Source organism: Daejeonella sp., from assembly GCF_036405355.1.
In the GTDB taxonomy this organism is placed as follows: domain Bacteria; phylum Bacteroidota; class Bacteroidia; order Sphingobacteriales; family Sphingobacteriaceae; genus Daejeonella.
The window spans coordinates 1-17,412 of the sequence record NZ_DASWXT010000045.1; the positions used below are offsets into that span (position 1 = coordinate 1).

General features: G+C 38.5%; 13 protein-coding genes. 11 read left to right on the forward strand and 2 right to left on the reverse strand.

Annotation, left to right across the window (positions count from 1 at the left end):
- Positions 1-145 precede the first annotated feature (145 nt).
- The 4 genes from VGE44_RS05435 to VGE44_RS05450 all read left to right on the forward strand — a co-directional run bounded on the left by VGE44_RS05435 (position 146) and on the right by VGE44_RS05450 (position 4,863).
- Positions 146-1,003 carry a UDP-2,3-diacylglucosamine diphosphatase gene (locus VGE44_RS05435; RefSeq protein WP_331076733.1) on the forward strand — a complete coding sequence of 286 codons (858 nt, stop codon included), beginning with the start codon at positions 146-148 and terminating at the stop codon, positions 1,001-1,003.
- Positions 1,000-2,094 (forward strand): glycosyltransferase family protein, encoded by a 1,095-nt coding sequence (locus VGE44_RS05440; protein ID WP_331076734.1) that lies wholly within the window; start codon positions 1,000-1,002, stop codon positions 2,092-2,094. The genes VGE44_RS05435 and VGE44_RS05440 overlap by 4 nt, the downstream gene beginning before the upstream one ends.
- Positions 2,094-3,428, forward strand: a complete 1,335-nt coding sequence (locus VGE44_RS05445) for a GH1 family beta-glucosidase (RefSeq protein WP_331076735.1) — start codon at positions 2,094-2,096, stop codon at positions 3,426-3,428. The genes VGE44_RS05440 and VGE44_RS05445 overlap by 1 nt, the downstream gene beginning before the upstream one ends.
- A 214-nt stretch (positions 3,429-3,642) precedes the next feature.
- On the forward strand, positions 3,643-4,863 hold the full coding sequence (locus tag VGE44_RS05450; RefSeq protein ID WP_331076736.1) for an MFS transporter: 1,221 nt from the start codon (positions 3,643-3,645) through the stop codon (positions 4,861-4,863).
- A 99-nt stretch (positions 4,864-4,962) separates the two neighbouring features.
- On the opposite strand, the gene VGE44_RS05455 is transcribed toward VGE44_RS05450, so the two are convergent.
- Together VGE44_RS05455 and VGE44_RS05460 are read right to left on the reverse strand one after the other, a co-directional pair.
- Positions 4,963-5,364, reverse strand: coding sequence for a Dabb family protein (locus VGE44_RS05455; protein ID WP_331076737.1), 402 nt, complete (start codon positions 5,362-5,364; stop codon positions 4,963-4,965).
- A 59-nt stretch (positions 5,365-5,423) separates the two neighbouring features.
- A complete protein-coding gene (locus tag VGE44_RS05460) occupies positions 5,424-6,836 on the reverse strand; it encodes a sialate O-acetylesterase (RefSeq protein ID WP_331076738.1) in 1,413 nt (470 codons plus the stop codon).
- A gap of 138 nt (positions 6,837-6,974) precedes the next feature.
- On the opposite strand from VGE44_RS05460, the gene VGE44_RS05465 reads away from it, so the two are divergent.
- The 7 genes from VGE44_RS05465 to VGE44_RS05495 all read left to right on the forward strand — a co-directional run bounded on the left by VGE44_RS05465 (position 6,975) and on the right by VGE44_RS05495 (position 17,397).
- Entirely contained in the window at positions 6,975-7,868 is an 894-nt protein-coding gene (locus tag VGE44_RS05465) for an alkaline phosphatase (protein WP_331076739.1), read from the forward strand.
- Positions 7,869-7,990: 122 nt separating this feature from the next.
- On the forward strand, positions 7,991-8,542 hold the full coding sequence (locus VGE44_RS05470; protein ID WP_331076740.1) for an RNA polymerase sigma-70 factor: 552 nt from the start codon (positions 7,991-7,993) through the stop codon (positions 8,540-8,542).
- Between the two features lie 96 nt (positions 8,543-8,638).
- Positions 8,639-9,811 (forward strand): FecR family protein, encoded by a 1,173-nt coding sequence (locus VGE44_RS05475; RefSeq protein WP_331076741.1) that lies wholly within the window; start codon positions 8,639-8,641, stop codon positions 9,809-9,811.
- Between the two features lie 255 nt (positions 9,812-10,066).
- On the forward strand, positions 10,067-13,504 hold the full coding sequence (locus tag VGE44_RS05480) for a SusC/RagA family TonB-linked outer membrane protein (RefSeq protein ID WP_331076742.1): 3,438 nt from the start codon (positions 10,067-10,069) through the stop codon (positions 13,502-13,504).
- A 60-nt stretch (positions 13,505-13,564) separates the two neighbouring features.
- Positions 13,565-15,091, forward strand: a complete 1,527-nt coding sequence (locus VGE44_RS05485) for a SusD/RagB family nutrient-binding outer membrane lipoprotein (RefSeq protein ID WP_331076743.1) — start codon at positions 13,565-13,567, stop codon at positions 15,089-15,091.
- A gap of 70 nt (positions 15,092-15,161) precedes the next feature.
- Positions 15,162-15,935 (forward strand): HpcH/HpaI aldolase family protein, encoded by a 774-nt coding sequence (locus VGE44_RS05490; RefSeq protein ID WP_331076744.1) that lies wholly within the window; start codon positions 15,162-15,164, stop codon positions 15,933-15,935.
- A 13-nt stretch (positions 15,936-15,948) separates the two neighbouring features.
- Complete coding sequence (locus tag VGE44_RS05495; RefSeq protein WP_331076745.1) at positions 15,949-17,397, forward strand: GntP family permease; 1,449 nt, start codon at positions 15,949-15,951, stop codon at positions 17,395-17,397.
- Positions 17,398-17,412 lie beyond the last annotated feature (15 nt).

Genomic DNA, 17,412 nt, shown 5'->3' on the forward strand with positions numbered 1-17,412 from the left:
CTTAATATTCAGATAATAAGTGTTTTACACATTTGTGTAGAAAATTTGAAAGAATTGAATCAAATCCACTCACTCCTGTCTGAACTTATTTTCAATCTCCTTTTTATTCGCTTTTCTAAAATCGGTTCCATTTTTAGACATTAGAATGAAGAAAGGAAAAAGACAGATAGATATAATCGTGATTTCAGATGTACACCTGGGTACTTATGGCTGCAGGGCTAAAGAGCTTTTGCATTACCTGAAATCAATTAAGCCTAAAATTGTTGTTCTGAACGGTGATATCATCGATATTTGGCAGTTCAGTAAAAGCTATTGGCCTAAATCACACATGAAAGTGATCAAGCATCTTATGAATTGGTTAAGTAAGGGAGTAAAAGTCTATTATGTAACTGGAAATCATGATGAGATGCTCAGGAAGTTCGAAGGCTTTAAAATGGGGTCATTTCAGATCGTTAATAAGTTAGTTCTTGAACTGGATAATAATGAAAAAGCCTGGATCTTTCATGGAGATGTTTTTGATGTAACTATGCAGCATTCTAAGTGGCTGGCAAAACTTGGGGCCGTTGGTTATGATTCATTGATTATGATCAATAGTTTGGCGAACTGGATTTCAGAAAGAGTATTTAATAAGGGAAAACTTTCATTTTCAAAAAAACTGAAGAACAGTGTAAAAAGTGCGGTAAAATTCATCAATAGTTTTGAACAAACAGCAGCGGATATTGGAATAAGTAATAATTACCAATATGTTGTGTGTGGCCATATTCATCATCCTGAAATGCGTTTGATTGAACAGGAGAACGGGAAAATTATGTATTTAAATTCAGGCGACTGGATAGAAAATCTCTCTGCTCTTGAGTACCATAATGGAAACTGGACCTTATTCCGTTTTGATGATTCTGAAAGAGTGGCCATGCTAAATTTGCAGGAAGAGGAAACAGATGAAATGAACATCAGGCAATTGTTCAATCAAATGCTGACTGAATTCAATTTAAAAACCTCATGAAAATTCTATATGCAATTCAGGGCACTGGAAACGGGCATGTGACGCGTGCAAGAGAGATTGTCCCCTTGCTCAAAAAGGATCATGACCTTGATATTCTGATTAGTGGTATCCAGGCCGATGTTGAACTGCCATTTGAAGTTCAATACCGTTTTCATGGCTTAAGTTTCATTTTTGGTAAGAAGGGTAATGTTGATATCGCCGAAACCTATAGAAAATCGCGTTTAAGGCGTTTGATGAAAGATATCAAATCACTCCCTGTTGATAAATATGATCTCGTAATCAGCGATTTTGAACCTGTATCGTCCTGGGCCTGTTATTTTGCGGGTAAACCATGTATTTCAATCAGTCACCAGGCTGCTGTTTTAAACAAAAATGCCCCCAAATCACGAAATTTTGATCCGATAGGTAAAGCCATACTTCGCTCTTATGCGCCTTCCACAAGTCAATATGGTTTTCACTTTAAATCATATGATATTAATATATTTACTCCTGTCATTCGGGCTGAAGTCAGGAAAAAAGAGCCATTGAGCTTAGGGCACTATACTGTTTACCTGCCCGCGTATGATGATGCAAGGATCATAAAAATCCTGTCTTTAATTGAAGATGTAGAATGGCAGGTTTTTTCCAAACATAATAAGCAGTCCATCCGAAAAGGGAATGTTTGGATAAGACCAATAAACAATGACGAGTTTATCGATAGTATGTCGAAGGCAACAGGTGTATTTTGCGGTGCAGGATTTGAAACTCCTGCCGAGGCCATGTTTCTTAAAAAGAAACTAATGGTGATTCCGATGAAAGGGCAATATGAACAGCAATGCAATGCTGCCGCTTTAGAGGAAATGGGTGTTCCGGTAATTAAGAGTCTTAAAAAGAAACATTTGCCAAAAATAAAGGATTGGGTTTCATCAGGTGAAGTAATACCTGTAAATTATCCTGATATTACCGAAACAGTTTTGAGAGATATTATTGCTAATGAAGCAAAGACAAGAATCGACAAAATGAAATCGATGACTAAGCAATCTGATTTTCAAATATCTGATAAAACTAATTTCCTGAAAAAACTAAATAAGATAGCTTCCGGAAGGTTCTGATGGTTAAGAGAGCAGATTTTGAAAAAGATTTTGTTTGGGGTGTAGCGGCTTCTGCATTTCAGACAGAGGGAGCAGTTGAAGCCGACGGTAAAGGCTTGTCTATCTGGGATGAATTTTCACGAAGAAAGGGTAAAATTTATAAAGGTCATGCTGCTGATATCAGCAGCGATTTTTACAATCAATATACCAGGGATATTGCCTTGATGAAATCAATGCATATCAATAATTTTCGGTTTTCATTTTCATGGTCCAGAATTTTTCCAGCAGGAACTGGCGAGGTAAATGCCAAAGGTGTGGACTTTTACGACCGCGTAATAGACCTTTGTTTAGAAATGGGCATAAGGCCCTGGGTAACCCTGTATCATTGGGATCTTCCATGGGCATTACAACAGAAAGGGGGTTGGGCAAACAGGGATATCGTCGACTATTTTTCTGACTATGTTGCATTTTGTATCAATCACTTTGGAGATCGGGTTAAACAATGGATGATCTTAAATGAGCCGATGGTTTATACAGGGGCAGGATACTTTTTAGGTATTCATGCACCAGGAAAAAGAGGAGTTGATAATTTTATCCCGGCCATACACCATTCGGCATTATCACAGTCAAAAGGTATCAGGATTGCTCAAAGCCTTAGAACTGACCTGGAAGTTGGAACAACTTTTTCCTGCTCTGCTATTCATCCGCATACGACCAGCCAAAAGGATTTGAATGCTGCCAGAAGAGTAGATGCTTTAGTCAACAGGCTATTTGTAGAGCCTTTGAACGGATTAGGCTATCCGATTCAAGATCTTCCATTCTTAAAAAGGATCGGAAAGTATATGCTACCGGGAGATGAAATAGCATTAAAGGCAGAACCAGACTTTATTGGTATACAAAATTATACAAGGGAGGTAGTAAAACATTCCTATTTTACCCCTTATATAAATTCATCTTTGGTTAATGCTAAAAACAGAGTTGATGAAGTGACCGAAATGGCCTGGGAGATCTATCCGCAGGCCATGCATGAAATGCTTCATCAATTTTCAAAATACAAATTCAAAAAATTATATGTGACTGAGAATGGCGCCGCTTTTCCTGATATTGTTGATGATGGAAAAGTGAATGACATTAAAAGAATAAATTACCTGCAGTCTAACATAGCTGAAATATTGAAAGCAAAAAAGGAGGGTGTAAATGTGGAAGGGTATTTTGTATGGAGTTTCACAGATAATTTTGAATGGGCAGAGGGATATCGGCCCCGTTTCGGTTTGGTTCATGTAGACTATGAAAGCCAAAAGCGAATAATTAAAGCATCCGGACACTGGTACAGTAATTTCTTATCTGAAGTTTAGTTTCTTCCTTTTTCGTTGCCCAATTGCTCACCCGGGCCTGCGGCGCTTGATTAGTAATTTTTCTGATTCAAATAAATACATTTTAATCTGAGCTCATTCCTTGTGAGTCATTAATTATTTAATTCTTAGGTTTTTAATTTCATATTATTTTATCTACTTTAATTTAATGTTTTGAAATCAACCCTAATATTAAACCTTAAAAATTAAAACTGTTATGAGTCAAACTATTAATGCAAATCGCCTCTTTCTGGCGAGTTGTTTTGCACTGATTACTACGGCCTTTTCGTTTAGTATTCGGGCGGGAATCTTAACCCAGCTGGGAACTGAATTGAATTTAGACCCGGTACAGTTAGGTCACATTAATCAAATGTGGTTTTTAGGCTTCCCGATTTCCATGATTCTGGGAGGTATTTTTTACTCAAGTATTGGCCCCAAATTGATTATGCAAATTGCGTTATTAGCTCATGCAATTGGTATAATCTTAACAATTTATGCAACCGGATATGACACTTTATTGATCTCTACACTTTTAATTGGGTTAGGTAATGGTTGTACCGAAGCAGCTTGTAATCCAATGATCGCCGATTCTTATTCCGGCTTGAATTTTAGTCGTAAGATGAATCGTTTTCATATGTGGTTCCCTGGAGGGATAGTTTTAGGAGCTTTGATTTCTAAATTCATGACTGATGCAAATATGAGCTGGCAGTCTCAAATTTGGGTAATTCTGATTCCGACAATTATTTATGCTGTCTTATTCTTTGGACAAAATTTCCCAAAACCCAGGATCGTCGAAAATTCAACTTTGGATAACTTTAAGGCAATGTTGAACCCATTGTACCTGTTCATGGCTGCTTGTATGGCTTTAACCGCAATATCTGAATTTGGTCCACAGCAATGGGTGGGTCCTATTCTGGCAAAGGCCGGTGCAAGCCCAATGCTTATTTTGGCCCTGGTAACCGGTTTAATGGCTGTTGGAAGATATTTTGCAGGTTCCCTGATTAAACAATTAAATACAGTAGGAGTTCTTTTAGGTTCTGCCGTGTTCGGTGTACTTGGTATTTATATGATGAGTACAATGGACGGTACTATGCTGTACGTAGCCGCTGTTTTTTATGCTCTTGGAATCTGTTATTTCTGGCCAAATATGATCGGATTTATTGCAGAAAATATGCCTCAAACAGGAGCTCTTGGACTTTCAATCATGGGTGGTATCGGAATGTTTTCTTCCTCAATGTTTCAACCAATTATTGGAGGATGGATTCAGGACAATAAAATAGTTGCAGTATCTCAAGGTCTGGCCGGAGATGCCGCCGATTTAGCTGCTGGTCAGGCTACATTATCAAATATGCTGATTTTCCCTGCTATACTAATTGTCGCATTTCTTGGTCTTTATTTCTATATGAAAAAGCAAAAAGACCTGAATCCGGCTGTCTGATATAATTTAAGAGGGGGCATTTGCCCCCTCTTTTTTTACTTCAATGCTCTTTTTAAAATCTACCTTAAAATCGGGACTAAGTGCTTGATTTTTTAGAACTTATACCATTTCTGCATCATAGATAACAACCTTATTCCATAGATTACTGTAATTCTTCACGAAATCCAGGTGAATCGGATCTGTTTGATAGCTAGCCTCTCCGGCAATATCATCGAAGAATAATAGCAATGAAACGCCCCAGCTTGTATCTATTACATCTCTTTTTTCAGTTCCGGCTACTATACCTACATGCATTTGGCGGACTGTCTTAATTTTTTTGAGTGTATTTATTCCGTCGATTAATTTTTGCCGTTCTTCCGGATTTTTTAGCCAGAAATATACCTGATGTGCAATTTTATTGTTCTTAGTTTTCATAGATAAAGTTTCGGCCATTGTTGTGCTGCCCGCGGTAAGAATTACCGCCGTGCTGATGAATTTTCTTCTGCTGGATTTATTGTTCATAATAGAAGTTTAGAAACATTTCTAAATCATTAATTAGTTTAATTTAAAATCAAAACATTTTACTTTTTAATAGCACTGGTATCCATTTCCCAATTATCTGTTCTGAATAAATTGACAGGTAATCCCTCCTTATTATACAAATTAGGAATTGCTGTATTATTAAATGCAAACCGAACTGCTACAGGATTTTTAATCTTTTTGTTATAGACAGTTATAGTGTTGCCTTCAATCTTTGCCTGTGCTGGTAAAAAGACTTTATCATCTGCCGCAATCTCAAAACTTGTAATCTGTTCTCCTTTAGCAACCAGACCGTTTGATGCATTGCTGAATTGAACTTTAATTTTATCCTTTTCAATAGTATGACTGCTGTAAACAGGGCTTTCGCAGCTAATGTCCCGGTAACCATAAGTTTTGTTCAGGGCCATATTGGATAAGCGTTTAGCAACTTCTTTCTTAGGTGTAGGATGTATGTTGCTTGTATCGGGAATCAAGTCGGTAATGACTACCATACCTGTATTAGTGTGACTAGCAGCTTTGGTTTGCGTTTCCCGGAGTAAAGCACCAACATTTTGGAATCCGTAGGTAAATGGAGCGATTTGTACAAAATAGAATGGGAAATTTTTATTCCATTGCTGACGCCATGCATCAATCATACCTGTGAATAATTTCTCGTAGGTATAATATGTTCTGACATTGCTTTCACCCTGATACCAGATTGCACCTGCAATGGTGTAATTTGTTAATGGAAAGATCATCGCATTATAAGCCAATGCAGTTTGATGAGGCCATCCGGGTTGGGATTTTAGTTCAGCGGCACCTTTTTTAATAATACTGTTATTATTGACAACATATTCCGGGGTCCAGGTCTCTGCGGGAGTACCCCCCCAGTTTGAATTGATTAATCCGATTGGGGTATTCATTTTCTCATTCAGGTTTTTACCGAAGAAATAACCAATTGCACTGAATTTAATCATTTCTTCAGGCGAGCAAACCACCCATTTCCCGTCCAGATTATCCTGTGGAAATGCTGAAGTCGATTTGCTTACATAAAATAGTCTGATTTTATCATTTCGGGCATTTGGGGCTTCTTCCAGGCTTTGAGGTAATTTTTGGGTGCCCGACCATTCCATATTACTTTGGCCGCCACATACCCATACTTCTCCAATTAAGACATCTTCAAGTTGTATGGTATTATTCCCTTGTAAGGTTATCGAATAAGAACCACCAGCCTCAGGTGTTTTGATTTCTGTTATCCATTTGGCATCATTTGTTGCCTGAGTTTGGTAGCTAACATTATCCCAGCCTGTTTTAATAACTATTTTCTCACCCGGTGCAGCCCATCCCCAAAGCTTAACGCTTGATTTTTGCTGCAAAACCATATGAGATCCGATAATATTTGGTAAGCGGATATTCGCCGCGACTGATATCGAAGTAAAACATATCAGCAGCAGGAGCTGAATTCGTTTTGTCATTAATGAATTGATAATCATAAGGGTTGATTTTCCTGAATTCTGTTTTTTGATTTAAATATAATCGTTTTCCCCGATTGTAAAATTAGATTTTGTTCTTTAAGACTAAATTGTGATTTTGTTATTCAAAATAAATGAAAAATGAAGAATGAATTAAGGAAGCTAATAGTCGTATTATTTCTTTTTGCACTGACACCGGCAACTGTTTTTTCGCAGAAAATAAAGCATGTTATATTAATTGGCTCTGATGGATTCGGTGCCTATGCCTTTGAAAATGCGAAGGTGCCTAATCTCAGAGCTATGATGAAAGAAGGTTCCTGGAGTTTGGAGGCGAGAACTGTACTACCCTCCTCAAGTGCAGCAAACTGGGCATCGATGGTGATGGGTGCTGGTCCGGAGTTGCACGGCTATACTACCTGGGGCAGTAAGAAGCCCGATATGCCTGCCAGGGTTTTGGATGAGTACGGGATGTTTCCAAGTGTTTATGCACTCTTACGTAAAGAAAAACCAGAGAGTGAAATTGGTGTAATATATGAATGGGATGGCATTGGCTATCTCTTTCCGAAAGCAGCAGTCAATCATGACCAAAATGCAAATGGAGATATTGCTATTGCCAATGCTGCATCAAAATATATCATAGAAAAGAAGCCAAATTTTTTGTTTGTTCATCTCCATGATGTAGATAGTGTAGGCCATAATGTAGGGCATGGAACCTCTGATTACTATGCAGCCATTGAGCGTACCGATAACCATATTGGTACTATTTTGAAAAGTATAAAAGAGGCAGGAATTGAGAAGAACACAGTGGTGTTATTTACCGCGGATCATGGCGGTGTAAATAAGGGACATGGCTTGATCTCTATGAATGAAATGCAAATTCCCTGGATAATTAGAGGTCCGGGGATTCAAAGAAATAAGGAATTAACAGAAAGTATCATGACATTCGATACGGCGGCAACTATTGCTAAACTATTAAAGCTGAAAGTGCCACAAGTTTGGATCGGAAGGCCGGTTAAAGGGGCTTTCAATAAATAATAAGGTATTTAATTTTATTCTGAAGATTAAAATAATGTTTACAATGACCCTTTAAAAAATAGTTTATTCGAATTTGATTAATTGAAATATTCATATATTAGGTTTACTAATGTTCGATAGAATTGAATTATCACACTAAAACAGATAGTGAATTACTTGCCTTATTGAGGTTTGGCAATGAGGAGGCTTTTTCGGAGATCTATAACAGATACTGGAAGAGGTTACTTTCAATTGCATACAATATAAGCAAGGATAAATCTGTCTCTCAGGAGATTGTTCAGGATATTTTCATCGGGATATGGTCAAGAAGATTAGATCTCGACATTTCCTGTTTAAATAGTTACCTAGCCAGTTCTGTTAGATTGTCAATGTTCAAGTTTATCTACAGGCAAAAAAGAAGAATGGAAATTGAATCTTCAAATTGTCTGGATGAATCCTCGACGCTAAGTGAAGAACTGATTGATGCCAGATTTACACAGGAGTACATTAATAAGCTGATTGAAAAGCTTCCTGAAAAGTGCAAACTGGTTTTTAGATTCAGTAGAAATGCCGGCCTTAGCATTTCCGAGATATCAATGGAATTAGGAATTTCAGAAAAAACTGTTGAAGGCCATTTAACCAAAGGACTGAAGGCTCTCCGCCTTAGCCTGAAGAATTCACTGAACCTTTTTTAGGTTAATCAATAATTTTCCTCAAAATATTTGAGCCATGAGCAAGGGTAGGGGGCCAAGTTGTGGTACTTTATAATTAATACGCCCAAATTTTAAGCTATGCCAAAGGAGGAAGTCCAGCAACTAGTCGAAAAATACCTGCATGGTACTGCCTCTAAAGAGGAAGAGGAGAGATTGCTTCAATGGTATTGGAGAGAGAGTAGTCTTGAGTCAGAATGGGAATTAAATAATTCACAATCAGAAAACGAACTGAAGTCGATGATTTATGCCAAAATAATTGAGCATGATGAAACCGACAGTAATCAGCTTTCAAAATCTAAAATTAATTTTAGCAGATTAGGCGCACCGCTCCTGTTCACGTTAATTGTTATACTCAGTGCTTATTTTTATTCAGCCAGGGTTCAAAAAGATAGTACTGATAAAATTATTGCGAGCGTAAAGCCGAATGATATTCTGCCGGGCGGAAGCAAGGCTATTCTCACCCTGGCGGATGGAAGGAAGATTGAACTGGATGAGTCTGAAAATGGAATACTGGTTAACCAGGGAGGTATAAAAGTTCATAAGAATTCGGATGGTATTATCGAGTATACATTTTCAAAACAAGAAAGGAATACAATAGTTGCTTCAGATGAAGCTGAACCTGTTTACAATACGATTGAGACCCCGGTTGGTGGTAAATATCAATTGAATCTTGCCGATGGAACTAAAGTTTGGTTAAATTCTTCTTCTTCTTTACGTTTCCCAATCTTTTTTTCTGAGGATAATCGCGAAGTTGAATTAAAAGGAGAGGCTTATTTTGAAGTATCAAAAGACTTTAAAAGAAAGTTTTCAGTCCGTTCCGGAATTCAAACCGTGGAAGTACTGGGCACCCAATTTAACATCAATGCGTACTCTGATGAGAAGTCGATCAAAACAACCTTATTTGAGGGTGAAATTCGTGTAATTGACTTAAAGACCAATGATTCTAAGCTTCTTAAGCCGGGTGAACAATCCAATGTTGATCAAAGTATTCAAATCAAGCGGATTGATACCCAGGCTGAGATAGCATGGAAGGAAGGTTATTTTTATTTCAAAAAAGCTGATATAGAAACGGTTATGCGACAGCTGGGAAGATGGTATGGCGTAACAGCCAGATATGAAGCTAATCTGCCGGAACACCACTTTTCAGGTGCTATTTCGAATAATTTGACTCTTTTAGAAGTATTAGAGATTCTTGAAAAAAGTGATATCCATTTTAGTTTAGATGGAAAGGAGGTTATTGTTATGCCTTAATATCTTACAAATATGAGGCTAAACAAAAAACCAGAAGCGTTGGCCCGCTCCTGGTAAGAGTTTGGGCTTCAAATAATTTTATTGCTTCAATTTCTGATCACCAAACCAATCAAATTTATGAATTTATTTTCTAAAAATGAAGGCTATGTGGGTTTTAACACAAGTTTAGACTCAAAGCCAGAGATAAAAAGTGGAATTCAATTCTTAACATATGCTAGTTCACAATGGGTTATTTTCAATAAAATACTCCGTGTTATGAAGCTGACATTCATACTACTTGTCGTTTTAATATTAAATGCAAGTGCCGAAGGATTTTCACAAAAGGTTACCTATACCGGTAAAAATGTCTCCCTTGAAACTGTATTTACAGTGATTAAAAAGCAAACTGGTTATGGCTTCTTTTTTCAGGAGGAATTATTTGCATTAGCAAAGCCGGTTACAATCAGTGCTTCAAATGAAGACCTATCCAAGGTTTTGGTTAGTGTTTTTAAAGATCAGCCTCTTGATTTTAGTATTAAGAATAAAACAATACTCGTTTCTAAAAAAACATTTCCTTCAATAGACTTGAAACAAAATCAGAACTTATCTGCTGTTTCCGAAGAAGTTAATTTACTGAAGGATATAGTTGTTAAGGGTACCGTTACCGATTCGAAAGGTGAAACCCTTCCTGGTGTAAGCATTAAGCTTAAAGGTTCTACCATTGGTGCCAGTACGGATCTGGATGGAAAATTTTCAATCACTATTCCTGATGGTACCGGCATCCTCGTTTTTTCTTTTATTGGCTTCACTACTCAGGAAGTCGCGGTAAATCAGCGAACATCAATAAATGTAAAACTTGAAGCAGCCAATACTGCACTGAACGAGGTTGTTGTTACAGCATTAGGTATCAAAAGACAATCCAAAAGTTTAGGTTATGCGGCTACAAATGTCTCTGCTGAAGAATTGACCGTTAACAGGACGACCAATTTCATGAATGCGCTTCAGGGTAAAGTTGCCGGTGTAAATATCACGCCAATGGGAACTGGTCCGGCTGGAACAAGTAAAATCAGAATCAGAGGACAGTCTTCATTTGGTGGTAATAATTCACCTTTGATTGTAGTAAATGGTGTGCCGATAGATAATACCAATTATGCTGCAAGAGGAGATGTTTCAGAGAGAGGAAGTAATCGTACATCGGATGGTGGTGATGGTTTAGGAAGTATCAATCCTGATGATATTGAAAGCATGACTGTATTGAAAGGTGCAGCAGCATCAGCATTATATGGTTCAAGAGCCAAGGATGGAGTAATTATGATTACTACCAAAAATAAGGGCTCTGATGGAGTATCGCTTTCGTATAATTCAAATTATACAACCGATCAGCCTTTAGATTATACTGACTATCAGAGTGAATATGGGCAGGGGGAAAATGGGGTAAGACCAACAACAGCTTTTCCTACTTCTGGTGTGTGGAGCTTTGGAGAGAAGTTTCAACCGGGCATGACTCATACTTTATTTAATAATATTATAGTGCCTTACGAGTATCAGGGCAGTGTAATTGATAAATATTACAGAACCGGAAACAACATGACCAATACCATCAGCTTAGCTTCAGGTGGTGCAAATGGTGGAATGAATATTTCGGTTTCAAATCTTAAGAGCAATGCAATCCTTCCTAATTCAGGTTACGACCGGAATACAATCAACTTAGGATTTACCCAAAATTTAGGGAAAAAGTTAACGGTATCAGGAAATGTAAACTACTCTAAAGAGAATCGTAAAAATCCGCCTAACATTGCCGAACAGGATTTTAGTCCTGTAACCATTTTTACTTTGGCTACATCTATGCCTTTATCCATTTTGGAACAATATGCTGAGGATGCTAATGGCAATGAAAATGTATGGTCCAGATTTACAAACAGGACGAACCCTTATTTTGCTCTGAAACGTTTTGATAACATTCAGAATGACCGGGTATTTGGTAACATCACTGCAAAATATAATATCAATGACTGGCTATTTGTTCAGGGCAGGATCGGTCAGGATTATTATGCAAGAGAGCAGGATTACAATTTACCAACAGGTACTCAAAGACAGCCGGCAGCTCCGGCAGGATTCGTGAATGGACAATTTGTACAGGATGCACGTTCGGTCAGGGAGTTAAATGCTGATTTCTTAATTGGTGCAAATAAGACCTTCGGTGATTTTGGTGCAAGCCTGAATGCCGGTGGAAATACAATGAATCGTAAGATCAGCAGACATAATGTGTTTGTACAGGATTTTTATACAAGGGGACTTTACACTATTGGAAATAGTCGCCAGAGAGATGCAATATATGATTATTCAGAGCGCGAGGTAAATTCATTCTATGGATCTGCTGAACTTTCTTATAAAGACTTCTTGTTCTTAAATGGAACGGTTCGTAACGACTGGTTTTCAACCTTATCGCCGGCTAACAGAAGTATCCTATATCCTTCGGTTACAGGTAGTTTCGTGTTCTCCCAGGCATTTGCTTCGGTTTTGCCTAAATGGCTGAATTTTGGTAAAATCAGAGCTGCGTATGCAGAAGTTGGTAGCGATACAGATATTAGTCCGTATGCGAATAATTTATTTTATGGAATTGGCGCACAGCAATTTCCTTCTCCAAGTGGCGCAGCCCAGCCTTTAGGAAGTATTAATGGTTCGACTGTTCCAAATGCAGATTTACGCCCAATGAGGGTATCTGAAAAGGAATTTGGTTTAGAATTGAAAGTACTTGATAATCTGATTGGTTTGGATTTAACTTATTACAATAAGCTATCATCTGATCAGATCCTAAGAGCTCAAACTTCCAATGCGGGTGGTTATTTAAATCAATTGATAAATGTTGGACAAAGCAGGAATCAGGGAGTTGAAATGTTGCTGACTTTAAATCCGATCAGAACTCAAAATGTTTATTGGAATCTTGCTTTAAACACCTCTTACAATAAAACAGAAGTTTTGAATCTTGGAAGTGGTGTTAGTGACAATATGATTACGGTAGGTACTGCTGATTTTACCGGTGAACTTCGCCAGGTTGTTGGTCAGGCGATGGGGCAGTTATATGGCTTTGGGTATTTAAGAGATGCACAAGGCAGACAAGTGTTTGATGCAGGTAATGGTCGTCCGCTTCGTACTCCAACACAGATTGCCTTTGGATCTGCCATACCGGTATGGGTTGGTGGTATTTCTAATAGTATTTCTGTAAAAGGTGTTGAAATGTCTTTCCTTGTCGACTTCAAATTGGGTCATAAATTGATTTCCGGAACCAATCATAATGCATGGCGCCATGGTTTGCATAAAGCAACATTGGCCGGGCGGGATCAGAATTTTGTAATTGGGGATGGTGTAAATCCAAATGGTCAGGTAAATCAAACTAAAGCTGGCGTTCAGGCTTATTATGAAACGGTTCGTTCACAAAATATTGCAGAACAATTTGTCTACAATGCCGGGCTATGGCAATTACGTCAGATTACGCTAGGCTATGATTTTACCAAATTTATACCTGCGAGACTTTCATTTATCAAAGGATTGCGTTTGAATGGAGTTGCAAACAATGTATGGGCAATAAAAAAATGGGTTGATAATATTCACCCTGAACAATCCGGTTTGCCATCCGACAATTTGGTTGGATTGGAAGCAACCGGACTGCCTATTACAAGAAGCATAGGATTCAATCTTAACGTTAAGTTTTAAGGAATCCAAACACTCAACACGAGATTATTTTAGATAAATCGAATACTAAAAAATATTAAGATGAAAAATAAACTAAGAATTTCAGCTATTTTTCTGGTTCTTTTCGGACTGGTAAGCTGTGATAAAGGTTTTGATGAAATGAATGTCAACCCCATTGCTTTAACATCAGTGGAACCTTCTTATCAATTAAATTCCGCCATTATTAATACTGCTCCGGGATATGGAAATTTAAGTTATGAAACCACCATTGTGAAACAGATGATCACACCTTTCAGTGGTCAGGGTTCTGCAGCTAATTTCAATCAGGATAACCGTGGTGTTGCTGCAGGAAACTGGAATACTCTTTATCAAACTAATGTTAAAGAATTAACTGATGTAATTGCAAAAACCAAGGATCTTCCAGCCCGCTCCAACCTCTATAACATGGCCAGGATTTGGAAAGCGTATACTTTCATGCTCTTGACTGATACTTATGGAGATGTTCCTTACAATGAGGCTGGTAAAAATTACCTGGAGGGAATCTCAACTCCCGCCTATGATTCTCAGGAATCAATCTATACATCAATCTTAACAGAGCTGGAAACTGCCTCTGCAGGTTTGGATGCTGCAAAAGCAAGGGTTACTGCAGATGTTTTATATGATGGAGACATAGTCAAATGGAAAAGATTTGGATATTCTTTATTGTTACGTGCCGGTATGCGTTTATCAAAAATAAACCCGACCAAAGCTGCAGAAGCTGTTGGTAAGGCAGTTACCGGTGGACTAATGCAGTCTAACGCAGATAATGCAATTATCAGACATAATGCATCCTTTGCAAATCCTGTTGGGTCACAATTGAATGGTGGACAGTCTGCATTCTTTTACCTTGCAGCAGATTTTGTAACTCATCTGAAAAATGCGAATGACCCGCGTTTAGTTGCCATTGCAGTGCGTTATGTTGGTGCAGCCAGTGGTGCACAGCAGGTTGAAACAAGGGCTAACCGAACCGCTGCTGTTCAGGTTGGAGCGCCTTTGGGTTTTGATAATACAACTATTGGCCCGGCAGTTACGGCAAATGGATTAGCAAGTCTATGGGATTTCAGTCAGCTGGACCGTACCCGTGTTGCCGGCTTGAATGCTCCCAGCTTTCTGGTTACTTATGCCCAAACTCAATTACTGTTGGCAGAAGCCTCATTCAGGAATTGGACAACAGGTACTCCGGGTACTTTCTATTCCAATGGTATTCGTGCCCATATGCAGCAGTTTGCTAGTTATGGTACAAGTTCTGCAATCGCTGATGCGGCAATTAATACATTCGTTTCGGCTAACCCATTAACTGCAGGAAAGGAACTGGAGGAAATTAACACGCAATATTGGGTAGCAAATTTTCTGATTGGACCAGAGGCATGGGCTAATTTCAGAAGAAGTGGTTTCCCAAATCTGACACCAAATCCTTATCCTGGTAAAGATCTTAAGACAGAACCATTTATCCGGAGATTGACCTATACTGATGCTGAACTAAATGTAAATAAAACGAACGTTCAGGCAGCAATAGCCAGACAGGGAGCAGATATCATGGATACCCGCGTCTGGTGGGATAAAAAATAATCATATTTCATGTACCGGATGGGGTACAAATAATTGAATTTTAAATACAAACAGCACTGTCAGATTTAACATGAAAAACTTAAAGCAGAGATTATTAAATGGGGAAACCCTGAATGGTTGTTGGTTAAATCTTGGCAGTGCTGTCACTGCTGAAATAGTGGGTCTATCGGGTTTTGACTGGGTTTTAATCGATCTGGAACATGGGGCAGGATCAGAAAGTACTACCCTTTCGCAGATACAGGCTATTGAGCATACCTCTGCCGGAGTAATAGTTCGCGCCGAAAGTACAGAACCACAACGAATTCACCGGGTTCTGGATATGGGGGCTGAAGGAGTAATGTGTCCGAAGGTCCGGAATGCTGAGGAGGCATTAAAGGTTGTAAAAGGTCTGCATTATCCTCCTTTTGGAAACAGAGGAGTCGCTAAAATGGTTAGGGCAACACAATTCGGTCTGAACTTTAATGATTATTACCAAAAGTCTAAAGATCAGATTCTGGGTGTGGTGCAAATTGAAACCAGGGAAGTATTAAATCACCTTGATGAAGTAGCTGCTACTGAAGGAGTGGATGTTCTTTTTATCGGACCCGCAGATCTGACTATGGAGTTAGGTATTTTCGGTCAGTTTGATCATCCTGATTTTCTGGATGCAGTTCAAAGGATTATTGGAGCTGCAAAAAAGGCAAATAAAGCCGTAGGGATTCTCTTCTTTAACTCCGATGATTATCAAAAATACCATAAAATGGGAATCCGGTTCATGGCTTGTGGTGCCGATGCAACTTTCGTAGCTGACGGTGCACGGAATATGGCAAATAAACTGGCAGATTTTAGAAAACAACAAATTTAATCCGATTAATCTTATGTATGTAACCGATCCTTTTTTATTGTTATTTATTGGAGTAGTCATAGTTGTGGGTGGGATTATCGGGTTTAAACTTCACCCTTTTCTTGCTTTACTATTCGCAGCATTTATTGTTTCAATGCTTACTCCACCTGAATTTCTTCAAAATTATGCCTTATCAAAAGGCATGTCTGCCGATGCGGCATTGTCCTTTTCGAAAAGAAATGTCGGAGAACGCATTGCCACGGAGTTTGGAAATACCTGTGTTAAAATTGGAATTCTGATTGCAATGGCTGCCATTATTGGTAAATGTTTACTCGAAAGTGGAGCTGCAGAACGAATAATCAGATCTATCCTGTATTTAACAGGTATGGATAAAGCACCGGTAGCATTTTTAGTGAGCAGCTTTTTTATAGGTATTCCTGTATTTTTTGATACTGTAATTTTCTTAATGATGCCATTGGTTAAATCTATGGCCCTAAGGATTAAAAATAGCTATTTATTGCTTGTAATGTGTGTTATGGCGGGGGCTGCGATGGCTAATTCTTTGGTTCCACCGGCACCCGGCCCATTATTTTTAATTGGTGAAATGAATATCCCAATTGGTTTGATGATGGTTGCAGGTACAATAGTAGGTCTTTTTACCATTACAGCAGGTTATTTCTTCTCGGTATGGTCGAATAAAAGAGGTCCAATAGAATTGAGGGATTCTGTGGATGCCAAACTTGAAGATATTCAGGCCGCTGCAATCATTGACACCAAGCACTTACCGGGATTAGGGATTTCGTTATTACCTATCCTTATTCCTTTGGTTTTTATTTGTATTGATACGATTGTAAACGCCGTGAAACCTGCTGACCTTAGTACACTTTCGTCGATGAATCAGACTTTAATAAGTGTAGTAGGATTCTTTGGAAACAAAAATACAGCCCTTGTATTAGGTGGTATTGCAGCTTTATTGATTCTGGCAAGTCGTAAAAAAGGCTCAAAAGAAGGAATTTCATCACAGATCCAGGCTGCTTTGAATAGTGGAGGCGGAATAATCCTGATTACTGCTGCCGGGGGTGCATTTGGAGGCATGTTGCAGCAAACCGGAATCAGTTCCCAAATTGCCGATATAACCAAAGGCTATCAAATGGCATTGATCCCTTTGGCTTTCATGATCGCTGCTGTTGTTCGTACTGCACAGGGATCAGCAACGGTCGCTTTGATCACCGCATCTGGTATTTTATCCGGGATGGCTTTGAATTCAGATTTGGCATTTCATCCTGTGTATTTGGGCTTAGCAATCGGTTGTGGATCAAAACTGGTACCCTGGATGAATGATTCCGGGTTCTGGATTATTTGTAAATTAAGTAACCTGACAGAAAAAGAAGCACTTAAGACTATTTCTCCCTTGTTGGTAGTTATGGGTTTTACCGGACTGATTATTATTATGATAGGAGCTAAATTGTTTCCACTGGTTTAAGGATTTTAAATTGTA

Bases quoted from the DNA above. Each gene is read 5' to 3' on its own strand.
- VGE44_RS05435 (WP_331076733.1), top strand. From the start codon at position 146: ATGAAGAAAGGAAAAAGACAGATAGATATAATCGTGATTTCAGATGTA.
- VGE44_RS05440 (WP_331076734.1), top strand. From the start codon at position 1,000: ATGAAAATTCTATATGCAATTCAGGGCACTGGAAACGGGCATGTGACG.
- VGE44_RS05445 (WP_331076735.1), top strand. From the start codon at position 2,094: ATGGTTAAGAGAGCAGATTTTGAAAAAGATTTTGTTTGGGGTGTAGCG.
- VGE44_RS05450 (WP_331076736.1), top strand. From the start codon at position 3,643: ATGAGTCAAACTATTAATGCAAATCGCCTCTTTCTGGCGAGTTGTTTT.
- VGE44_RS05455 (WP_331076737.1), bottom strand. From the start codon at position 5,364: ATGAACAATAAATCCAGCAGAAGAAAATTCATCAGCACGGCGGTAATT.
- VGE44_RS05460 (WP_331076738.1), bottom strand. From the start codon at position 6,836: ATGACAAAACGAATTCAGCTCCTGCTGCTGATATGTTTTACTTCGATA.
- VGE44_RS05465 (WP_331076739.1), top strand. From the start codon at position 6,975: ATGAAGAATGAATTAAGGAAGCTAATAGTCGTATTATTTCTTTTTGCA.
- VGE44_RS05475 (WP_331076741.1), top strand. From the start codon at position 8,639: ATGCCAAAGGAGGAAGTCCAGCAACTAGTCGAAAAATACCTGCATGGT.
- VGE44_RS05480 (WP_331076742.1), top strand. From the start codon at position 10,067: ATGAAGCTGACATTCATACTACTTGTCGTTTTAATATTAAATGCAAGT.
- VGE44_RS05485 (WP_331076743.1), top strand. From the start codon at position 13,565: ATGAAAAATAAACTAAGAATTTCAGCTATTTTTCTGGTTCTTTTCGGA.
- VGE44_RS05490 (WP_331076744.1), top strand. From the start codon at position 15,162: ATGAAAAACTTAAAGCAGAGATTATTAAATGGGGAAACCCTGAATGGT.
- VGE44_RS05495 (WP_331076745.1), top strand. From the start codon at position 15,949: ATGTATGTAACCGATCCTTTTTTATTGTTATTTATTGGAGTAGTCATA.